Consider the following 20,626-nt stretch of genomic DNA (forward strand, 5'->3'; position numbering starts at 1 on the left):
TAACGCCCGGCTAAGGGGTTGGCAACGCACCGCCGAACTTAAAAAACACACTTAAACACTGAACTGCAATTTTGCACTAAAGTCGCCACGCGTTGGCAATCCCTCTTGAGCCGTTTGTTATGCAAATTCAATAAGATAAACTGACTTTACTCGATCAAAAGCCACGATTGCAATGGTTGAGTGATTCAAGAATCAACCCAAGCAAGAACTGTGATAAGTAAGCCGCGAAAACAAAGTCCACCTTTCAGCAACCAACCAAGCTTTTGAATCAGGAAAACTCAACGAGCGAAAACTTCAGCAAGTACAAAATGCTCGATAAACTTGCCCTTTCCACACTTTGCGCCCGCTAAATTCACAACAAACCAGCACCAAAACTCATTGAGGCAAACAAAGAACCTTGCCTGTTTTACGGCTTGAGTAAACCACGAATTTTAGGGTAAAAAAGCTCATTTGCCGACAACACAAAACGAATGGCCGGAGAAATCTAAAAAGATTGAACCCCTAAATTTACCTGAGTTGCATAACGCCCGGCTAAGGGGTTGACAACGCACCGCCGAACTCAAAAAACACACTGTAAACACTGAACTTCAATTTTGTACTAAAACCGCCAAGCGTTGGCAATCCCTCTTGAGCCGTTTGTTATGCAAATTCAATAAGATAAACTGACTTTACTCGATCAAAAACCACAATTGCAATGGTTGAGTGGTTCAAGAATCAGCCCAAGCAAGAACTGTGATAAATGAGCCGCCAAAACAAAGTCCACCTTTCAACAACAAACCAAGCTTTTGAATGAAACAAACTCGCCGAGCAAGACTTTCAACAAGTACAAAATGTTCGATAAACTTGCCCTTTCCACACTTTGCGCACGCTGAATTGACAACAAAACAGCACCAAAACTCATTGAGGCAAACAAAGAACCTTGCCTGTTTTACGGCTTGAGTTCACCATGAATTTGAAGGTAAAAAGCTCATTTGCCGACAACACAAAACGAATGGCCGGAGAAATCCAAAAGATTGAACCCCTAAATTTACCTGAGTTGCATAACGCCGCATTAAGGTGTGAGCAACGCTACCACCTGACCTAAACCACTGCGCCGTAAACACAAAACCCAATCTTGAGCTGAAAATGCCAAGCGTTGAGAATCACTCTTAAATGCTTTGTTATGTGGCTATTTTCTAGGGCTTCATTTCGTCAATTGGTAAGTCTGTATCCGAGCATTCATTGATTAGCTCAATAAGGTGTTGTTCTGCCTGGATAGCTGACTGAACCTTACTCTCAGCATGTATTCCGTATGATGAAGCATATTGGTATCGACCTTGTACAATAGCTGAAACGCCTTGAATTTTAGCTGTCATTAACTGCTTTTCTACTAATTCTTCTTGTGCTTTAGCAGACTTTCTTTGCTCTTCACGGGATGCTGCCAACTCGCCTCTAGTCAATGCTAATTCTTCACGTTGTAACCCTAGCTCTTTGCTTTGTAAAAGGATGGCATAGATCATCCCCGCAAATGCTAAACCAGAAAACAATGAAGTAAGCCCACCAAACATATCTCCAAACAAGCCGCGATCGCCATGTTCTGGAATAAGCTCAAGCACTCCCACACCATAAATTAGCTGAAGTCCGACGACAGCAACTGCAAAATAAATTAACCCTTTATACTTCATTTTTTCCTCTAAACTTGATTTGCCACATAACGCCCGGCTAAGGGGTTGACAACGCACCGCCGAACTCAAAAAACACACTGTAAACATTGAACTTCAATTTTGCACTAAAACCGCCAAGCGTTGGCAATCCCTCTTGAGCCGTTTGTTATGCAAATTCAATAAGATAAACTGACTTTACTCGATCAAAAGCCACAATTGCAATGGTTGAGTGATTCAAGAACCAACCCAAGCCAGAGCCATGATAAATAAGCCGCCAAAACAAAGCCCACCTTTCAACAACAAACCAAGCTTTTGAATCAGGAAAACTTAACGAGCGAAACCTTCAGCAAGTGTAAAATGCTCGATAAACTTGCCCTTTCCACACTTTGCGCACGCTGAATTGACAACAAACCAGCACCAAAACTCATTGAGGCAAACAAAGAACTTTGCCTGTTTTACGGCTTGAGTGAACCACGAATCTGAGGGTAAAAGTGCTCATTTGCCGACAACACAAAACGAATGGCCAGAGAAATCTAAAAAGATTGAACCCCTAAATTTCCCTGAGTTGCATAACGCCCGGCTAAGGGGTTGACAACGCACCGCCGGACTTAAAAAACACACTTAAACACTGAACTGCAATTTTGCACTAAAGTCGCCACGCGTTGGCAATCCCTCTTGAGCCGTTTGTTATGCAAATTCAATGAGATAAACCAAATTTACACGACCAAAGGCCACCATTGCAATGGTTGAGTGATTCAAGAACCAACCCAAACAAGAGCCGTGATAAATCAGCCGCCAAAACAAAGTCCACCTTTCAGCAACCAACCAAGCTTTTGAATCAGGAAAACTCAACGAGCGAAAACTTCAGCAAAAGCAAAATGCTCGATTAACTTGCCCTTTCCACACTTTGCGCACGCTGAATTGGCAACAAACCAGCACCAAAACTCATTGAGGCAAACAAAGAACTTTGCCTGTTTTACGGCTTGAGTTAACCACGAATTTTAGGATAAAAAAGCTCATTTGCCGACAACACAAAACGAATAGCCGGAGAAATCCAAAAGATTGAACCCCTAAATTTCCCTGAGTTGCATAACGCCCGGCTAAGGGGTTGACAACGCACCACCGAACTCAAAAAACACACTGTAAACACTGAACTTCAATTTTGCACTAAAGCCGCCACGCGTTGGCAATCCCTCTTGAGCCGTTTGTTATGCAAATTCAATAAGATAAACCGACTTTACACGACCAAAAGCCACAATTGCAATGGTTGAGTGATTCAAGAATCAACCCAAGCAAGAACTGTGATAAATAAGCCGCCAAAACAAAGTCCACCTTTCAGCAACAAACCAAGCTTTTGAATGAGACAAACCCTACAAGCAAGACTTTCAGCAAATGCGAAATGCTCGATAAACTTGCCCTTTCCACACTTTTCGCCCACAAGATTCACAACACGCCAACGCTAAAACTGATTGAGGCAAACAAAGAACCTTGCCTGTTTTACGGCTTGAGTTCACCATGAATTTGAAGGTAAAAATGCTCATTTGCCGACAACACAAAACGAATGGCCGGAGAAGTCCCAAAAGATTGAGCCCTAAATTTACCTGAGTTGCATAACGCCCGGCTAAGGGGTTGACAACGCACCGCCGAACTTAAAAAACACACCGTAAACACTGAACTGCAATTTTGCACTAAAACCGCCACGCGTTGGCAATCCCTCTTGAGCCGTTTGTTATGCAAATTCAATGAGATAAACTGAATTTACACGACCAAAAGCCACAATTGCAATGGTTGAGTGATTCAAGAACCAACCCAAGCCAGAGCCATGATAAATAAGCCGCCAAAACAAAGTCCACCGTTCAACAACAAACCAAGCTTTTGAATCAGGAAAACTCAACGAGCTAAAACTTCAGCAAGTGCAAAATGCTCGATAAACTTGCCCTTTCCACACTTTGCGCCCGCTAAATTCACAACAAACCAGTACCAAAACTGATTGAGGCAAACAAAGAACCTTGCCTGTTTTACGGTTTGAGTTAACCACGAATTTTAGGGTAACAATGCTCATTTGCCGAGAATACAAAACAAATGGCCGGAGAAATCCCAAAAGATTGAACCCCTAAATTTACCTGAGTTGCATAACGCCCGCTTAAGGGGCTGACAACGCTACTACCAAGTTTCCGCATAACACCGTAATCACCAAAATCAACGCATAATAAAAATGCCACGCGTTGGAAGTCCCTCTTGAAGCGTTTGTTAAGTGCCTGTACTCACAAGAAAAGGGAAGTCTAACCGATATGCAGCTTGTACCCTGCCATAAATGTCTTGATCGCTTTCTTTATGGCAACCTAACGCCAAATAGTATTTTTGGCCTTCATATATTTGATAGACAATCCATTCACCAGAGAGATTACCTTTCTGAGTACGATTTTCTATGGTTTTTACAGTTAGTTCGTGAGCTAAAAACATAATAATTTCATCATTAATATAGGCAGACTTACTCTGTTCAAAAGCTTGATTAATCACTTTGTCTAGTTTCTTGTTACCACCATACTCAAAGCCAAATTCAGCATTTATGTTTCCGTGAATAAAGCGAGCACCAAAAAAGTGAGCTTTGTACAAGCCTTTCAGAGGTAAATGCTTGAACATGCCTACCTTCTTAGAACTTCCTCGCTCAATTCTTTTTAGCTCGTCCCCTATACAATGGACATTTAAGCTGCGATTTATCTCATGATTCCAGATTTGGACTATCAAAACTGAGCTAATACGCGACAGATCCAATCCATAAAAAACTAGACTTGAACGTGCATATTCTTCTAACTGACTTCTATCCATAATGTTCCTGAATCACAAAGGCACTTAACGCCCGGCTAAGGGGTTGACAACGCACCGCCGAACTCAAAAAACCACTGTAAACACTGAACTTCAATTTTGCACTGAAGCCGCCACGCGTTGACAATCCCTCTTGAGCCGTTTGTTATGCCTATTTTTTATCCCAGCCCACAACAAATCCATTTTCGACAATAATTCTTAAGTTGTAGCGGTTTTTACCTGCTTTATCATATTTCCACGTTTCTTTAACTTTGGTCTTTAACACCTTCTGATCTATATCTAACGGCTTTCCAAGAGAATCTATTAGTTGCTCTTCTGTTTGGCCTTCCCAAATGGTTTTTTTCATCAACCTATCAACTAATTCAGCATTTCCATATTTAGCCATTAGTCTCTGCCGTTTTTTCTTATCGAGGTAACCACTTATGACAATAATCACAGCAACAAACACTAAGAACCAAACTAGCAATTCCATAAATTCCTCTCTCAAGATTAGTTAGTATTACTTAGCTGACAGTGAAACTATCAACCATTACACAATATCGCACTGTATAATCATATTGCACACCATGAAACCATGCACATAAAAAGGGACTAGAACCCGACTAATAGGCATAACGCCCGGTTAAGGGGCAGCCAACGCCATTACCAAGCTTCCGCATAACACCGTAACCACAAAAACCAACGCATAATAAAAATGCCGCGCGTTGGCTGTCCCTCTTGAACCGTTTGTTATGTTTAAGCTTCAATGACTTACGTTTTACCAAAACCAAGATTAACTCAGCTTTGATTTACAAACAAAAGCCAAGACCTAAAAAACGGAAACGACTCATAGATTTGAAAAACAGACTTTGTATTTCGGCAATTCAAGCCCCAAAACCTGTGTTCAAAATACTGATTGCGCCAACCGCCCTAACCTCGCGCTTACTCGAAAATTGAATGAGGCAATTCTCTGAATTTCCAGCGCCAAAGAATAAGTGTCCAGAAAACAGCGCCAAACGAAGCCAACTTGCCGACAAACACAAAACCAATCAGCCGAAGGAACAAAGAAAAGATACAACCAACTGATTTTGCGTGATTAAACATAACGCCCAATTAAGGTGTGAAGCACGCTACCACAATACTCAAACTGGACGCCGTAATCACTGAACTAGACCCAAACAAAAAGTGCCAAGCGTGCTGAATCACTCTTAAATTGTTTGTTATAAGCGTGTTTCGTTTTACCACATTCTATCTAAATCTTGTGCGTATAAAGAAATAGCTCGCTGATACTCTTTAATTGCGTCACTGTTCGTGGTTGATACTAAAAGCTCGAGTAGTAATGATGTTGCTTCTTTATGACGTCCTAAGTTGTAGAGACACATGGCATAGAAAGGCTGAACTTCAATAGAACTAGGGTACTCTTTTAGAGTTTGCTCAAAATAGCTTAACGCCTCCGAATACATGCCAAGACTTCGATAGGTACTCGCTAGCCCGAATAAAGCATCGAACCTTTCTACCGACGATAACAGACCTGAAAGAGATGACAGATAATGAGTAACCGCTTCTTGCTCTTTACCTTCGTTGTCGTATGACCAAGCAATTTGCAGGTGAGCCCTAGCAGAATAAGTTTCATCGTTTAACAGCGTTTTTAGCAAAGCTCTCGACTCTTGGTACTTAGCCTCTTTCCGCAATTTAATTGCTTGTTTGATAATACTTTCCATAATTTCCCTCGAAGCTTATAACGCCCGGCTAAGGGGTTGACAACGCACCACCGAACTCAAAAAACACACTGTAAACATTGAACTTCAATTTTGCACTAAAACCGCCATGCGTTGGCAATCCCTCTTGAGCCGTTTGTTATGCAAATTCAATAAGATAAACCAACTTTACACGACCAAAAACCACAATTGCAATGGTTGAGTGATTCAAGAACCAACCCAAACCAGAGCCATGATAAATAAGCCGCCAAAACAAAGTCCACCCTTCAGCAACAAACCAAGCTTTTGAATTAGGAAAACTCAACGAGCGAAAACTTCAGCAAGTACAAAATGCTCGATAAACTTGCCCTTTCCACACTTTGCGCACGCAGAATTGGCAACAAAACAGCACCAAAACTCATTGAGGCAAACAAAGAACCTTGCCTGTTTTACGGCTTGAGTTAACCACGAATTTGAGGGTAAAAATGCTCATTTGCCGACAACACAAAACGAATGGCCGGAGAAATCCCAAAAGATTGAACCCCTAAATTTCCCTGAGTTGCATAACGCCCGGCTAAGGGGTTGACAACGCACCGCCGAACTTAAAAAACACACCGTAAACACTGAACTTCAATTTTGCCCTAAAGTCGCCAAGCGTTGGCAATCCCTCTTGAGCCGTTTGTTATGCAAATTCAATGAGATAAACTGACTTCACTCGATCAAAAGCCACGATTGCAATGGTTGAGTGATTCAAGAACCAACCGAAGCCAGAGCCGTGATAAATAAGCCGCCAAAACAAAGTCCACCGTTCAACAACAAACCAAGCTTTTGAATGAGACAAACCCTACAAGCAAGACTTTCAGCAAGTACAAAATGCTCGATAAACTTGCCCTTTCCACACTTTGCGCACGCTGAATTGACAACAAACCAGCACCAAAACTCATTGCGGCAAACAAAGAATCTTACCTGTTTTACGGCTTGAGTGAACCACGAATTTGAGGGTAAAAGTGCTCACTTGCCGACAACACAAAACGAATGGCCGGAGAAACCTCAAAAGATTGAACCCCTAAATTTACCTGAGTTGCATAACGCCCGGCTAAGGGGTTGACAACGCACCACCGGACTCAAAAAACCACTGTAAACATCGAACTTCAATTTTGTACTAAAGCCGCCACGCGTTGGCAATCCCTCTTGAGCCGTTTGTTATGCAAATTCAATAAGATAAACTGACTTTACTCGATCAAAAGCCACGATTGCAATGGTTGAGTGATTCAAGAACCAACCCAAGCCTGAGCGGTGATAAATGAGCTGCCAAAACAAAGCCCACCCTTCAGCAATAAACCAAGCTTTTGGAACAGACAAGTTCAACGGGCGAAAAATCCAGCAAGTGCAAAACGATCGATAAACTTGCCCTTTCCACACTTTGCGCCCACTAAATTCACAACAAACCAGCACCAAAACTCATTGAGGCAAACAAAGAACCTTGCCTGTTTTACGGTTTGAGTAAACCACGAATCTGAGGGTGAAAGTGCTCATTTGCCGACAACACAAAACGAATGGCCGGAGAAACCTCAAAAGTTTGAACCCCTAAATTTACCTGAGTTGCATAACGCCCGGCTAAGGGGTTGACAACGCACCGCCGGACTTAAAAAACACACTGTAAACTCTGAATTTCAATTTTGCACTAAAACCGCCAAGCGTTGGCAATCCCTCTTGAGCCGTTTGTTATGCAAATTCAATAAGATAAACTGACTTTACTCGATCAAAAGCCACCATTGCAATGGTTGAGTGATTCAAGAATAAACCCAAGCAAGAGCCGTGATAAATATGCCGCCAAAACAAAGCCCACCTTTCAACAACCAACCAAGCTTTTGAATGAGACAAACCCTACAAGCAAGACTTTCAGCAAGTGAAAAATGCTCGATTAACTTGCCCTTTCCACACTTTGCGCACGCTGAATTGACAACAAAACAGCACCAAAACTCATTGAGGCAAACAAAGAACCTTGCCTGTTTTACTGTTTGAGTGAACCATGAATTTTAGGGTAAAAAAGCTCATTTGCCGACAATACCAAACGAATGGCCGGAGAAATTTAAAAAGATTGAACCCCTAAATTTCCCTGAGTTGCATAACGCCCTGTTAAGGTGTGAGCAACGCAATACCGAAGCTTCTGCATACCACCATAAACACAAAACGCAACGCATAGCAAAAATGCCACGCGTTGCGAATCACTCTTAAACAGTTTGTTATGTAACCGTGTTACCGCTTCTTCTTAAGTAGTAAATATAACGAAGCAAAAAGACCCGCAAAGCCAAAGCCCAACGATATTGTCTGAAGCGATCCCAGCTCTGACCATAATTCTTTCAAACCTTGTTCGCCAAAGACACCGTAAGCTAAACCAATAATAGTTATCAATATGCTATAAATAAAACTCACTCTATCTCTTAAAGAGATAAACTGAAGTCTATTTTCAATCTTTTCGCTACCGACTAAGCTCATTCGTTGTTGTGTAACTGGCTTTTCCAGACGTAATTTAGACGAAAGTAAGTTCCATGATCTTGCCAGTGATGCTTTGTATAAGGTTCGGCTGATATCATCCCAAAAATGAAACGTACCAAAGCTTTCCATTACATCCATATCAAAAGGAACTTTGCCAAGGTTTTCAACACCACTTACAGCTAAGTCTCTTTCAGAGTGAATACCACGTGCTTTATTTGTGATTCTAAAAATCGGCACATTCGCATCTTCTTCTAACTGCTTTACAAGGTTATTTGAAGTAATTTTAGAAATATCATCTTCTTCTTCAACGCATATAGATAGATCAGATAAATAATGCGTAGCAGAAATTAACTCGTCATATCCTGCACGACTATCTAAAATTATAAAGTCGTAGTCTTTCTCAATGCTTTTAAGCATTGTATTTACAATACTTCTAGCTTCTGATTTATCGTCAGGCATTATGTCTTTAAAATTAAGGATTTCGTCGACACGCGTCACTGAAGGAATTACGTCAAAAGAACGATACCTTTCAATTGAAAATTTAGTTTTTCCTGATATTTCGACATCGCCTTTATCAATGAAAAACTCAGAAACTGACATTTTATCTTCCTGAGTCAGTTGAATAGTCTCTTTCTTATGAAAGTATAAAAGCGAAGTTAGACCTCGAACAAAAACGTCTAAGTCTATCACTAAAACTGAATATCCCTCGTTGCCAAGCATGTCAGCTAGTACAGCCGTCAGTAGGGTTTTACCAGTGCCACCTTTACCACTGATTACGTTAATAATTTTTGAGTTGCTCATAATTATTTCCCTCCTTTACGACAAGAGATATAGATAGCAGTAAATATAGCTTGCAAAAATAAACCAAGGATCAACGAAGTGGGTAAAATTTCAATTAGTTTATCGTAGTCAATGGCAAAGGTCTTATTGTTGAACCAATAAACAGGCAGAACCACAAATGAATGCCAAAGCATTCCCAAAGCAACTTTTCCCAACTTACCATTCAAGTAAGTTTTTGAGTCAGCTTTATCTGCACCGTAGGTCAAGATAACAAAAAACAGCAAATGCCCTGTTAGCATACAAACCGCTACAGTGAAGAGCAGTGTTGGGCTTTCAAGGATGTAGTCGATACCTTTAGTCATCAACTTATCTAATAATTCAGCACTCAAGAAAACAAGACCTTGTTAAATCAGGTAAAAAGAAGGCGATTGTATCATGCATTGGAAGGATTTAGCTAGTTAATCAGTAGGTTACATAACGCCCGGCTAAGGGGTTGACAACGCACCGCCGAACTTAAAAAACACACCGTAAACACTGAACTTCAATTTTGCACTAAAGTCGCCACGCGTTGGCAATCCCTCTTGAGCCGTTTGTTAGGCCAACCAATTGACACCGAGACTTTCAAAACCAAAGAACGAACTTTTTTGTAAACTTGAAACAAACTAACCGATTAATTTATAAACCAAAAACCTAAATCAGCAAAGAAACCAAAAAACTCAAATTGAGCGATTTGGAAGAAAAGTGACGAACGTAGCATGCTCGGCGGACGTTTGGATGCTGAAGGTTATTTTGCCGCTAAATTCACAACGAAAAGCAACCCAACGCGATCAAGAAACAACAAATATGTGATGACTATTTATCGCTTAACTTAAACCAGAAAACATGGAGTTTACCGTTCAATTCCAACTCGATTTAGCTGATAAAAACTCACCTTGCCTAACGCCCAATTAAGTAGCCCGAAACGCAACTACCAACTTCCCGCATAACTCCGTAATCACCAAACTCAACGCACAACAAAAATGCCACGCGTTGAGGGTCTGCTTGAATTGTTTGTTAGCTATTTTTTCCCAGTAACTGATTTGAAGGATTCAAAAATGAATGTCGCTAATCCACCTGAAGCACTGGAATTTGCATAATCTTCTAAAGGCTCACAGAAATTTAATTTGAATTTATCAATTGCTTCTTCTGGAGTAGAAGCTTGTATCGTATCGCCGTCTACTTCTAGTCCCGAACTCAAGAGTTCTTTTTTTTCAAACAGATAAGTTTCTGAGCCCATATCCAGATAAGTAAATTCGGTACGATTTGAATTTGGTTTACAAAAAAACTGATACTTTGCCATCTTTAATTTCCTTACTGCTGAATAAAATAATAGCTAACGCCGCGTTAAGTAGTGAGCAACTCTACCACTGAACCTAACGCATTGTGCCGTAAACACTAATACTGATTTATTCCTAAAATGCCGAGCGTTGCGAATCTGTCTTAAACGCTTTGTTAACTAGCTTTTCGTTGGAACCTGAATTAGGGAAAAACAGGATATCCTCTTCACGAGCTTTAATCTTGTATTGTTCAGCAATGTACGGAATATCAGTATTTTCTGGTAAATATTTTGAATCTATCGAGGAAGCAAATAGCCCTACATCTCTTTCATTTAAATTCTGGCAAATATTATGTACAGACGTTTTAATTTTACGCAGTTCATTTTCCATTTCTCTTGCCGAAAGATTTGTCTTAGATTCGAGCCGTTCAATTGCTAATAATACTCGACGTATTTTATCAGGGTCACAGTGCTCTTTGGTTTTCGATATTATATCATGCTCTGACACTCCGTTTTTCACCAACTCACTTACAATTAATTCTTTGAACGTCTTAGCATCTTTAATTAGGTAATCGCACCCAGAGCGAAATGATCCATATTGCCCAATTGCAAGGTAGATGGAGCCAAGAACAGCAATATACACTCTAATACTACCTTCACGTACTCTTACGACCAGCTCAAGATCATTACCATAAAGTAAACTAGCGTATTTTTTGCCTATGTCTTTAACATATTGTTCTGCTTCATACTCTTCAATTTCATCAAATGGTATATCTAAGTGTAAATATAACCCTGCTAGTTTTGCCATAATTTCCCTTGCTAGTTAACGCCCGGCTAAGGGGTTGACAACGCACCACCGAACTCAAAAAACACACTGTAAACACTGAACTTCAATTTTGCACTAAAGCCGCCACGCGTTGGCAATCCCTCTTGAGCCGTTTGTTATGCAAATTCAATAAGATAAACTGACTTTACTCGATCAAAAACCACAATTGCAATGGTTGAGTGGTTCAAGAATCAGCCCAAGCAAGAACTGTGATAAATGAGCCGCCAAAACAAAGTCCACCTTTCAACAACAAACCAAGCTTTTGAACCAGACAAGCTCAACCGGCAAGACTTTCAGTAAATGCGAAATGCTCGATTAACTTGCCCTTTCCACACTTTGCGCCCGCTAAATTCACAACAAACCAGCACCAAAACTCATTGAGGCAAACAAAGAACCTTGCCTGTTTTACGGCTTGAGTAAACCACGAATTTTAGGGTAAAAATGCTCATTTGCCGACAACACCAAACGAATGGCCGGAGAAATCCAAAAAGATTGAGCCCCTAAATTTACCTGAGTTGCATAACGCCCGGTTAAGGGGCTGACAACGCAAAACACTGAACTCAAAATAACAACCGTAATCACAAAGGCCGATTTGAACAAAAACCGCCACGCGTTGGCAGTCCCTCTTTAACCGTTTGTTATGCAAATTCAATAAGATAAACTGACTTTACACGACCAAAAACCACCATTGCAATGGTTGAGTGATTCAAGAATCCAACCAAGTAAGAGCCATGATAAATAAGCCGCCAAAACAAAGTCCACCTTTCAGCAACAAACCAAGCTTTTGTGTCAGGAAAACTCAACGAGCGAAAACTTCAGCAAGTACAAAACGCTCGATAACCTTGTCCTTTCCACACTTTGCGCCCGCTGAATTGGCAGCAAGCCAACGCTAAAAATGATTGAGGCAAACAAAGAACCTTGCCTGTTTTACGGCTGAGTTAACCAAGGATTTGAGGATAAAAAAGCTCATTTGCCGACAACACAAAACGAATGGCCGGAGAAATCTAAAAAGATCGAACCCCTAAATTTACCTGAGTTGCATAACGCCCGGCTAAGGGGTTGACAACGCATAGCCGGACTCAAAAAACACACCGTAAACACTGAACTTCAATTTTGAACTAAAGTCGCCACGCGTTGGCAATCCCTCTTGAGCCGTTTGTTATGTGCTTTTTGCACCACAAATTTTTTGTAATACTGCCTCAATGACATTATCACTGATTTGTTGACTAACTTCTGATGATGAAATCGGATCGGAAGTATAAAGAAGTCCATTCCCCGTCACTGTAAATTTTCTAGTTTTACAATCAATACTGGTTGGAGCTGATAAATCACCAGATTTACCGTCTCTTCTTATATGTAAGTTCTTCAGATCTGTTAAATCACCATCAATAAACCATTGATCTGAATAGGGTGGCATCTCCAACGGTTCGTCATAAACATAAAGACTGTTAATATCTGATGCACCATGGCAAAAGAAACTAACAAAGACGAAAGCTGTAAATATACTTCTATACATTATCTTTCCATACTACATAATTTGAGTGGACCATAAATCGAGAAACACATAACGCCCGGCTAAGGGGTTGACAACGCACCGCCAGACTCAAAAAACACACTGTAAACACTGAACTTCAATTTTGCACTAAAGTCGCCAAGCGTTGGCAATCCCTCTTGAGCCGTTTGTTAGGCCAACCGATTGACACCGACACTTTCAAAACTAAAGAATGAACTTTTTTATAAACTTAAAACAAACTAACCGATTAATTTATAAACCAAAATGCCAACTTAGCAAAGAAACAAAAAACTCAAATTGAGCGATTTGGAAGAAAAGTGACGAGCGTAGCATGCTCGGCGGACGTTTGGATGCTGAAGGTTATTTTACAGCTGAATTAACAACGCTAAACAACCCAACGCGATCAAGAAACAACAAATATGTGATGACGATTTATTGCTTAAGTCCAGCCATGAGAACATGGAATTCGCCGTTCAATTCAAACCCGATTTAGCTGATAAAAACTCACTTTGCCTAACGCCCTGTTAAGGTGTGAGCAACGCAATACCGATGCTTCCGCAAACCACCTTAAACACTAAACGCAACGCATAGTAAAAATGCCAAGCGTTGCGAATCACTCTTAAACAGATTGTTAGCTTAAATCGTCTATACTTTACAAAAATGTCTAGGGGTAACAAGATGAAGCTTACAAAACTTATTTACACTAGCTCGATGTCAGATAAATGCAATTTAGATGAAATCGATAACATCCTTGCTGAAGCTATTGGAAGGAACGCTAGCAAAAATATCACAGGGGTTCTCTATTACTCAAATCATTATTTCTTTCAATGCCTTGAAGGCGAAAATAAGGATATTGAAGAAGTATTTACTCTGATAGAAAAAGATAAACGCCATACAAATATAATGGTCGTAGAGAAAGCACCTATTGCAACCAGACAGTTCGGCGAATGGGCTATGGCCTACATTTTACAATCTCCGCTACTAGTACCAATGCATCAAAGACTCATGGACTCGGACGAGTTCGATCCCCGATTAATCACTCCCACGAATGCCCACTTACTCCTCGAAGAACTGAAAAATTATCTTCCAAAGGCATATTTAGCAACTTTGCAATAGTTAAGCTAACGCCGCATTAAGGTGTGACGCACGCTTGGCTATACTTGAGCGAAGCGAAAATGCCAAGCGTAAGGAATCACTCTTAAATGCTTTGTTATAAGCACATTATGTTATTTTCTTATCAACCAAGCTTGAAAATTCTTTCATTGCTCTTAACTGCTCATCTGAAAGACATTCTCTTGAGTGAAAATTATTTAACACCAAGCGTTTTTTGCTGAATGTTGGGTGGCTATTGATAAAGTTTAAGTAACCCCGAAGAAGCTCAACCTTGGTCGTAGAGCGGGAAAGAGCCTTTTTTACTTTTTCCTCATAACGCGTTATTTCTAGTTCATCATCATACTCAAACTCTTCCATATACAGTTCACGAGCCAGCTTCTTTTGAGACCAACCAAGAAGGTCAAGCAATGACTTAATTTCATTTTGAATTTCACTGATATCCATTATGTCCCCAAATGTCCCTATACACTATCGTAAATTAATCACGTCCGATTGAGACAATAAAACTAACAAACGTAAGGAAAAGATTATGGCTAATAATACTCCACCAAATGGACCAAGCAAAACTGGTAATCCTTCAGGTGGCGGTCGAGGCAACAACCCTCCACGCACTAAATAAGCATAAGAGTGCTAGGTACTTGTACCTAGCACTCGTTAAGATTTCGCTTCAGGTTTTGGTCAAATAGATGCTTTGATGATTTAAAGTCGGAGTAGCTAACATCACTAATCGTACTTTCCACTGCACATAAGCACAATGTCTGTTTTTTCTGATACTGGCTTGAACTCAATGATCGACCTGAGCTATTAATACACGCGTCAGTAAGTGCAAACTCAACTTCCATAGGGTATCTATTATCGAAGATAACCGCCTCGGTAGCCTGTCCTACACCATATCCAATTACACCAATAATCCCAATATACTTAAGTTTTTTCTTAAGTTGCCAGCTTTTCACCGATTTATTACATTCAGTGCATATATATGATGTTTTAACCTTCGTTGTTCCTTCACATTCACAAATACTCAAAATTACTCCTTATTTTGAACAGTTCGGTGCTTATAACGCCCGGCTAAGGGGTTGACAACGCACCGCCGAACTCAAAAAACCACTGTAAACACTGAACTTCAATTTTGCACTAAAGTCGCCAAGCGTTGGCAATCCCTCTTGAGCCGTTTGTTATGCAAATTCAATGAGATAAACTAAATTTACACGACCAAAAGCCACAATTGCAATGGTTGAGTAATTCAAGAATCAACCCAAGCAAGAACTGTGATAAATGAGCCGCCAAAACAAAGTCCACCTTTCAGCAACAAACCAAGCTTTTGTGTCAGACAAACTCAACGAGCGAAAACTTCAGCAAAAGCAAAATGCTCGATTAACTTGCCCTTTCCACACTTTGCGCCCGCAAAATTCGCAACGCGCCAACGTTAAAACTGATTGAGGCAAACAAAGAACCTTGCCTGTTTTACGGCTTGAGTGAACCACGAATTTTAAGGTCAAAAAGCTCATTTGCCGACAATACCAAACGAATGGCCGGAGAAATCCTAAAAGATTGAACCCCTAAATTTACCTGAGTTGCATAACGCCTGGTTAAGGGGCTGACAACGCAAAACACTGAACCTAAAATAACAACCATAATCACAAAGGCCGATTTGAACTAAAACCGCCACGCGTTGGCAGTCCCTCTTGAACCGTTTGTTATGTGCGTAAGTTAATATCATATTTGAAGCAGAAACTTGCGACTAAATGCACCTTTTTGCTTATTCTCACTTTACAACATTCTCAAATTTAATACCTTGCTCTTGGTTACATTCAACTTTACGCAAGGAGACAATATGGGTATCAAAACAGGTCCTAAGAGAAAGAACGAAGATGGAACGCCTGATAAACGACAGCGTGTCACTGAGGAAAATAAGAAAAAACACCCAAAACTCAAAGAACACAAACACGAAAAAGGTGATTAACCAAATCAAAGCAGTTTCAATAGAAGCTGCTTTTTCTATCCAGCAAGCACATAACGCCCTCTTTAACCGTTTGTTATGTGAAAAAAATCGACGTAATTTAACCACTGATTAACTGTAATACACCAATTACGATACCAATAACTGCCAATAGCAGTCCGACTTTTGTCACTGTATCCGCTGACTTATCGAGCGTTTCCATTGTGTGCGTAACTTGTGAGGCTAGCCGAGTTTGAAGTATCGCGGAAGCTGCCTCTCGTTTATTTATAGCGTTATCAGCTCCTTGAATAAGAGAGCCGGACTTTTTCCAGTGTAGAATAGCTCCGGCAATAGCTGATTCATTTGCATTCTCAAATTTTCTTATCCATTCAGATTTTGGTTCTGTGGGCATCTCAATAAGCTCTTGAATATCTCGCTCTAAATTCCTCACTAGAATCTCCAATATTTTCCACATAACGCCCGGCTAAGGGGTTGACAACGCACCGCCGAACTCAAAAAACCACTGTAAACACTAAGCTTCAATTTTGCACTAAAGCCGCCACGCGTTGGCAATCCCTCTTGAGCCGTTTGTTATGCAAATTCAATGAGATAAAACCACTTTACACGACCAAAAACCACCATTGCAATGGTTGAGTGATTCAAGAACCAACCCAAACCAGAGCCATGATAAATAAGCCGCCAAAACAAAGTTCACCCTTCAGCAACAAACCAAGCTTTTGAATGAGACAAACTCAACAAGCAAGACTTTCAGCAACTGCAAAACGCTCGATAAACTTGCCCTTTCCACACTTTGCGCCCGCTAAATTCACAATAAACCAGCGCAAAAACTGATTGAGGCAAACAAAGAACCTTGTCTGTTTTACGGTTTAAGTTAACCACGAATTTGAGGGCAAAAATGCTCATTTGCCGACGACACCAAACGAATGGCCGGAGAAATCCTAAAAGATTGAACCCCTAAATTTACCTGAGTTGCATAACGCCCGGCTAAGGGGTTGACAACGCACCACCGAACTCAAAAAACACACTGTAAACTCTGAACTTCAATTTTGCACTAAAGTCGCCACGCGTTGGCAATCCCTCTTGAGCCGTTTGTTATGCAAATTCAATGAGATAAACTGACTTCACTCGATCAAAAGCCACGATTGCAATGGTTGAGTGATTCAAGAACCAACCGAAGCCAGAGCCGTGATAAATAAGCCGCCAAAACAAAGTCCACCGTTCAACAACAAACCAAGCTTTTGAATGAGACAAACTCAACAAGCAAGACTTTCAGCAAGTGCAAAATGCTCGATAAACTTGCCCTTTCCACACTTTGCACACGCTGAATTGGCAACAAACCAGCACCAAAACTGATTGAGGCAAACAAAGAACTTTGCCTGTTTTACGGCTTGAGTTAACCACGAATTTTCGGGTAAAAAAGCTCATTTGCCGACAACACAAAACGAATGGCCGGAGAAATCCAAAAGATTGAACCCCTAAATTTACCTGAGTTGCATAACGCCCGGCTAAGGGGTTGACAACGCACCGCCGAACTTAAAAAACACACTTAAACGCTGAACTGCAATTTTGCACTAAAGTTGCCACGCGTTGGCAATCCCTCTTGAGCCGTTTGTTAGGCCAACCGGTTGACTCCGACACTTTCAAAACTAAAGAACGAACTTTTTTATAAACTTAAAACAAACTAACCGATTAATTTATAAACCAAGATGCCAAATCAGCAAAGAAACAAAAAACTCAAATTGAGCGGTTTGGAAGAAAAGTGACGAGCGTAGCATGCTCGGCGGACGTTTGGATGCTGAAGGTTATTTTGCCGATGAATTCACAGCGATAAACAACCCAACGCGATCAAGAAACAACAAATATGTGATGACGATTTATTGCTTAAGTCCAGCCATGAGAACATAGAATTCACAGTTCAATTCAAACCCGATTTAGTTGATAAAAACTCACTTTGCCTAACGCCCGGCTAAGGGGTTGACAACGCACCGCCGGACTTAAAAAACACACTTAAACACTGAACTTCAATTTTGCACTAAAATCGCCAAGCGTTGGCAATCCCTCTTGAGCCGTTTGTTATGCAAATTCAATGAGATAAACCGAATTTACACGACCAAAAGCCACAATTGCAATGGTTGAGTGATTCAAGAACCAACCCAAGTAGGAGCCGAGATAAATAAGCCGCCAAAACAAAGCCCACCTTTCAACAACCAACCAAGCTTTTGAATCAGGAAAACTCAACGAGCTAAAACTTCAACAAGTGTAAAATGCTCGATAAACTTGCCCTTTCCACACTTTGCGCCCGCTAAATTCACAACAAACCAGCACCAAAACTCATTGAGGCAAACAAAGAACCTTGCCTGTTTTACGGCTTAAGTAAACCACGAATTTTAGGGTAAAAAAGCTCATTTGCCGACAATACCAAACGAATGGCCGGAGAAATCCAAAAGATTGAACCCCTAAATTTACCTGAGTTGCATAACGCCCGGCTAAGGGGTTGACAACGCACCGCCGAACTCAAAAAACACACCGTAAACACTGAACTTCAATTTTGTACTAAAGCCGCCACGCGTTGGCAATCCCTCTTGAGCCGTTTGTTATGCAAATTCAATGAGATAAACTGACTTTACTCGAACAAAAGCCACAATTGCAATGGTTGAGTGAGTCAAGAATCAACCCAAGCAAGAACTGTGATAAATGAGCCGCCAAAACAAAGCCCACCTTCAGCAACAAACCAAGCTTTTGAATTAGACAAACTCAACAAGCAAGACTTTCAGCAAGTGCAAAATGCTCGATTAACTTGCCCTTTCCACACTTTGCGCACGCTGAATTGGCAAAAAACCAGCACCAAAACTCATTGAGGCAAACAAAGAACCTTGCCTGTTTTACGGTTTGAGTTAACCACGAATTTGAGGGTAAAAAAGCTCATTTGCCGACAACACAAAACGAATGGCCGGAGAAATCTAAAAAGATTGACCCCCTAAATTTACCTGAGTTGCATAACGCCCGGCTAAGGGGTTGACAACGCACCGCCAGACTCAAAAAACACACTGTAACACTGAACTTCAGTTTTGCACTAAAACCGCCAAGCGTTGGCAATCCCTCTTGAGCCGTTTGTTAACTGTTTTGAGCCCTCAGAACAAAATCTGTTTCTCTGGTTGGTCCATTAATGTTATTGATAATTTCTTTCGTAAGTATCAAGTCCTGCTTGATATCTTGCCCATTTATATTGAAAACTAGCTCGGATTTTGAACCAACAACTAACGTTGAAACATCAAGGCTCCGACTTTTTAAACCTTTAACACATATGATGTTGTTTTGAGCGATCTTAAACAATTCAGATATAGGAAACCGATACGATTCACCGGCAACCAAACCTCTTTCAAATAAAGTATGGAAAAGCCTGTCACCACTTTTAGCTCTTTCATGACTCAAATGAACGTTTTTCAACAAAGTGCATGGATAATTCGAACTTTTAAATAAGCGCCCCTTAACTAAGATAGAGATATCTAGTACGAAAACACGTTCACTTTCTGAAGTCGCCGCAACTGTTATCTCATCACGTCCTGAAGAGGTAAAAATACTGCAAATTTTACTTAGGCTCTTAGATATCTTATAAGACCTCAGCGCAGCGAAGGTGCTACCTATTGCTGCTGCGGCGGCTATAGATGTCACAACAAAATTCCAATCAATGTTATCCATACTTCCTCAAAAACAGTTAACGCCCGGTTAAGGGGTGAGCAACGCAACTACCAACTCACCGCACAACACCGTAACCACTGAAATCAACGCAAAACAAAAATGCCGAGCGTTGCGAATCCCTCTTTAACCGTTTGTTATATGTTGGCTCAAAGTTCCACAGTCATAGCTACATGAGCTAGTTCAACTGAAAACATAAAACCAAATTTAGCCAACAAAACACATGATTTTTCACCATCATCTTCAATCTTGCCAAGTACATTGTTAACAAAATCTTTGTCCCGCTTTCGAACATATGCCAATGTTCTAGGCAATTCTTTAAATTCGATCGATGACTTCATTAGGTCATGTGCCAATTTATTACGAATGTTTTTCACCTCATGCAAAGGTGGTAAAAGTTCTCGAAACTCTTTTTTTTCGGCTTTGTCTTCAAACTCATAAATATTGATAAATGATTTCAACGTATCAATTTTCTTTCCTAACATGGATTCTTTAATATCAGGATCGATGCAAGTAAGAAGATGACTAAGTTTGTGTTCAATTAAAAGCACAATACTAAAAAACACACCAGTTTTAGCATTAGAATTTTGTGTTCTAGCCCTGAACCAATTGTTGCCCTCTGCGACTATTTCTTTCAATCTTTGAGTATTTTTTTCCGGAGATTCAGGCTCCCTATATGTGATTACTGGCGTAATATTCGACTTGGGCTTTCTTTTGTAATAGCCAAATTTATTGAGCAACTTTTCCACAATTTCCTCTTAAACATATAACGCCCGCTT

At 40.6% G+C, this 20,626-nt stretch carries 15 protein-coding genes; 2 read left to right on the plus strand and 13 right to left on the minus strand.

Annotated features, from left to right (window positions below):
• Nucleotides 1-1,175: 1,175 nt before the first annotated feature.
• The 9 genes from CCZ37_RS16495 to CCZ37_RS16580 all read right to left on the minus strand — a co-directional run bounded on the left by CCZ37_RS16495 (nt 1,176) and on the right by CCZ37_RS16580 (nt 13,081).
• Nucleotides 1,176-1,664: a hypothetical protein gene (locus tag CCZ37_RS16495; protein WP_094128447.1), complete on the minus strand. Its 489-nt coding sequence runs from the start codon at nt 1,662-1,664 to the stop codon at nt 1,176-1,178.
• 2,229 nt (nt 1,665-3,893) lie between these two features.
• Entirely contained in the window at nt 3,894-4,472 is a 579-nt protein-coding gene (locus tag CCZ37_RS16505) for a hypothetical protein (RefSeq protein WP_157729224.1), read from the minus strand.
• A 148-nt stretch (nt 4,473-4,620) separates the two neighbouring features.
• Entirely contained in the window at nt 4,621-4,941 is a 321-nt protein-coding gene (locus tag CCZ37_RS16515; RefSeq protein ID WP_094501579.1) for a DUF2845 domain-containing protein, read from the minus strand.
• Between the two features lie 745 nt (nt 4,942-5,686).
• Nucleotides 5,687-6,169 (minus strand): tetratricopeptide repeat protein, encoded by a 483-nt coding sequence (locus CCZ37_RS16530; RefSeq protein ID WP_046265424.1) that lies wholly within the window; start codon nt 6,167-6,169, stop codon nt 5,687-5,689.
• 2,235 nt (nt 6,170-8,404) lie between these two features.
• Complete coding sequence (locus CCZ37_RS16550) at nt 8,405-9,445, minus strand: ParA family protein (protein WP_094501587.1); 1,041 nt, start codon at nt 9,443-9,445, stop codon at nt 8,405-8,407.
• Nucleotides 9,446-9,447: 2 nt separating this feature from the next.
• Nucleotides 9,448-9,813 carry a hypothetical protein gene (locus tag CCZ37_RS16555; protein ID WP_094501589.1) on the minus strand — a complete coding sequence of 122 codons (366 nt, stop codon included), beginning with the start codon at nt 9,811-9,813 and terminating at the stop codon, nt 9,448-9,450.
• Between the two features lie 668 nt (nt 9,814-10,481).
• Nucleotides 10,482-10,763, minus strand: a complete 282-nt coding sequence (locus CCZ37_RS16565) for a hypothetical protein (RefSeq protein WP_040905395.1) — start codon at nt 10,761-10,763, stop codon at nt 10,482-10,484.
• A gap of 112 nt (nt 10,764-10,875) precedes the next feature.
• A complete protein-coding gene (locus CCZ37_RS16570) occupies nt 10,876-11,547 on the minus strand; it encodes a hypothetical protein (RefSeq protein ID WP_094501591.1) in 672 nt (223 codons plus the stop codon).
• Nucleotides 11,548-12,724: 1,177 nt separating this feature from the next.
• Nucleotides 12,725-13,081: a hypothetical protein gene (locus tag CCZ37_RS16580; RefSeq protein WP_094501595.1), complete on the minus strand. Its 357-nt coding sequence runs from the start codon at nt 13,079-13,081 to the stop codon at nt 12,725-12,727.
• A gap of 675 nt (nt 13,082-13,756) precedes the next feature.
• Between CCZ37_RS16580 and CCZ37_RS16590 the strand changes: the two genes are divergently transcribed.
• Nucleotides 13,757-14,194, plus strand: coding sequence for a BLUF domain-containing protein (locus CCZ37_RS16590; protein WP_157729223.1), 438 nt, complete (start codon nt 13,757-13,759; stop codon nt 14,192-14,194).
• Between the two features lie 105 nt (nt 14,195-14,299).
• On the opposite strand, the gene CCZ37_RS16595 is transcribed toward CCZ37_RS16590, so the two are convergent.
• On the minus strand, nt 14,300-14,635 hold the full coding sequence (locus CCZ37_RS16595; protein WP_094501597.1) for a hypothetical protein: 336 nt from the start codon (nt 14,633-14,635) through the stop codon (nt 14,300-14,302).
• Nucleotides 14,636-16,025: 1,390 nt separating this feature from the next.
• Between CCZ37_RS16595 and CCZ37_RS19615 the strand changes: the two genes are divergently transcribed.
• Nucleotides 16,026-16,154 (plus strand): hypothetical protein, encoded by a 129-nt coding sequence (locus CCZ37_RS19615; protein ID WP_260601388.1) that lies wholly within the window; start codon nt 16,026-16,028, stop codon nt 16,152-16,154.
• 97 nt (nt 16,155-16,251) lie between these two features.
• On the opposite strand, the gene CCZ37_RS16610 is transcribed toward CCZ37_RS19615, so the two are convergent.
• The 3 genes from CCZ37_RS16610 to CCZ37_RS16635 all read right to left on the minus strand — a co-directional run bounded on the left by CCZ37_RS16610 (nt 16,252) and on the right by CCZ37_RS16635 (nt 20,596).
• Nucleotides 16,252-16,605, minus strand: a complete 354-nt coding sequence (locus CCZ37_RS16610; RefSeq protein WP_157729225.1) for a hypothetical protein — start codon at nt 16,603-16,605, stop codon at nt 16,252-16,254.
• A 2,660-nt stretch (nt 16,606-19,265) separates the two neighbouring features.
• Nucleotides 19,266-19,850, minus strand: coding sequence for a hypothetical protein (locus CCZ37_RS16625; RefSeq protein WP_094501603.1), 585 nt, complete (start codon nt 19,848-19,850; stop codon nt 19,266-19,268).
• 146 nt (nt 19,851-19,996) lie between these two features.
• Entirely contained in the window at nt 19,997-20,596 is a 600-nt protein-coding gene (locus CCZ37_RS16635) for a hypothetical protein (protein ID WP_094501605.1), read from the minus strand.
• Between the last annotated feature and the right edge of the window lie 30 nt (nt 20,597-20,626).

Source organism: Vibrio qinghaiensis (genome assembly GCF_002257545.1).
Lineage (GTDB): Bacteria > Pseudomonadota > Gammaproteobacteria > Enterobacterales > Vibrionaceae > Vibrio > Vibrio ordalii.

Coding starts and splice junctions, on each gene's coding strand:
- CCZ37_RS16495 (WP_094128447.1), bottom strand. CDS start 1,664: ATGAAGTATAAAGGGTTAATTTATTTTGCAGTTGCTGTCGTCGGACTT.
- CCZ37_RS16590 (WP_157729223.1), top strand. CDS start 13,757: ATGAAGCTTACAAAACTTATTTACACTAGCTCGATGTCAGATAAATGC.
- CCZ37_RS16610 (WP_157729225.1), bottom strand. CDS start 16,605: ATGTGGAAAATATTGGAGATTCTAGTGAGGAATTTAGAGCGAGATATT.
- CCZ37_RS16565 (WP_040905395.1), bottom strand. CDS start 10,763: ATGGCAAAGTATCAGTTTTTTTGTAAACCAAATTCAAATCGTACCGAA.
- CCZ37_RS16580 (WP_094501595.1), bottom strand. CDS start 13,081: ATGTATAGAAGTATATTTACAGCTTTCGTCTTTGTTAGTTTCTTTTGC.
- CCZ37_RS16505 (WP_157729224.1), bottom strand. CDS start 4,472: ATGGATAGAAGTCAGTTAGAAGAATATGCACGTTCAAGTCTAGTTTTT.
- CCZ37_RS16530 (WP_046265424.1), bottom strand. CDS start 6,169: ATGGAAAGTATTATCAAACAAGCAATTAAATTGCGGAAAGAGGCTAAG.
- CCZ37_RS16570 (WP_094501591.1), bottom strand. CDS start 11,547: ATGGCAAAACTAGCAGGGTTATATTTACACTTAGATATACCATTTGAT.
- CCZ37_RS19615 (WP_260601388.1), top strand. CDS start 16,026: ATGGGTATCAAAACAGGTCCTAAGAGAAAGAACGAAGATGGAACGCCT.
- CCZ37_RS16550 (WP_094501587.1), bottom strand. CDS start 9,445: ATGAGCAACTCAAAAATTATTAACGTAATCAGTGGTAAAGGTGGCACT.
- CCZ37_RS16625 (WP_094501603.1), bottom strand. CDS start 19,850: ATGGATAACATTGATTGGAATTTTGTTGTGACATCTATAGCCGCCGCA.
- CCZ37_RS16595 (WP_094501597.1), bottom strand. CDS start 14,635: ATGGATATCAGTGAAATTCAAAATGAAATTAAGTCATTGCTTGACCTT.
- CCZ37_RS16515 (WP_094501579.1), bottom strand. CDS start 4,941: ATGGAATTGCTAGTTTGGTTCTTAGTGTTTGTTGCTGTGATTATTGTC.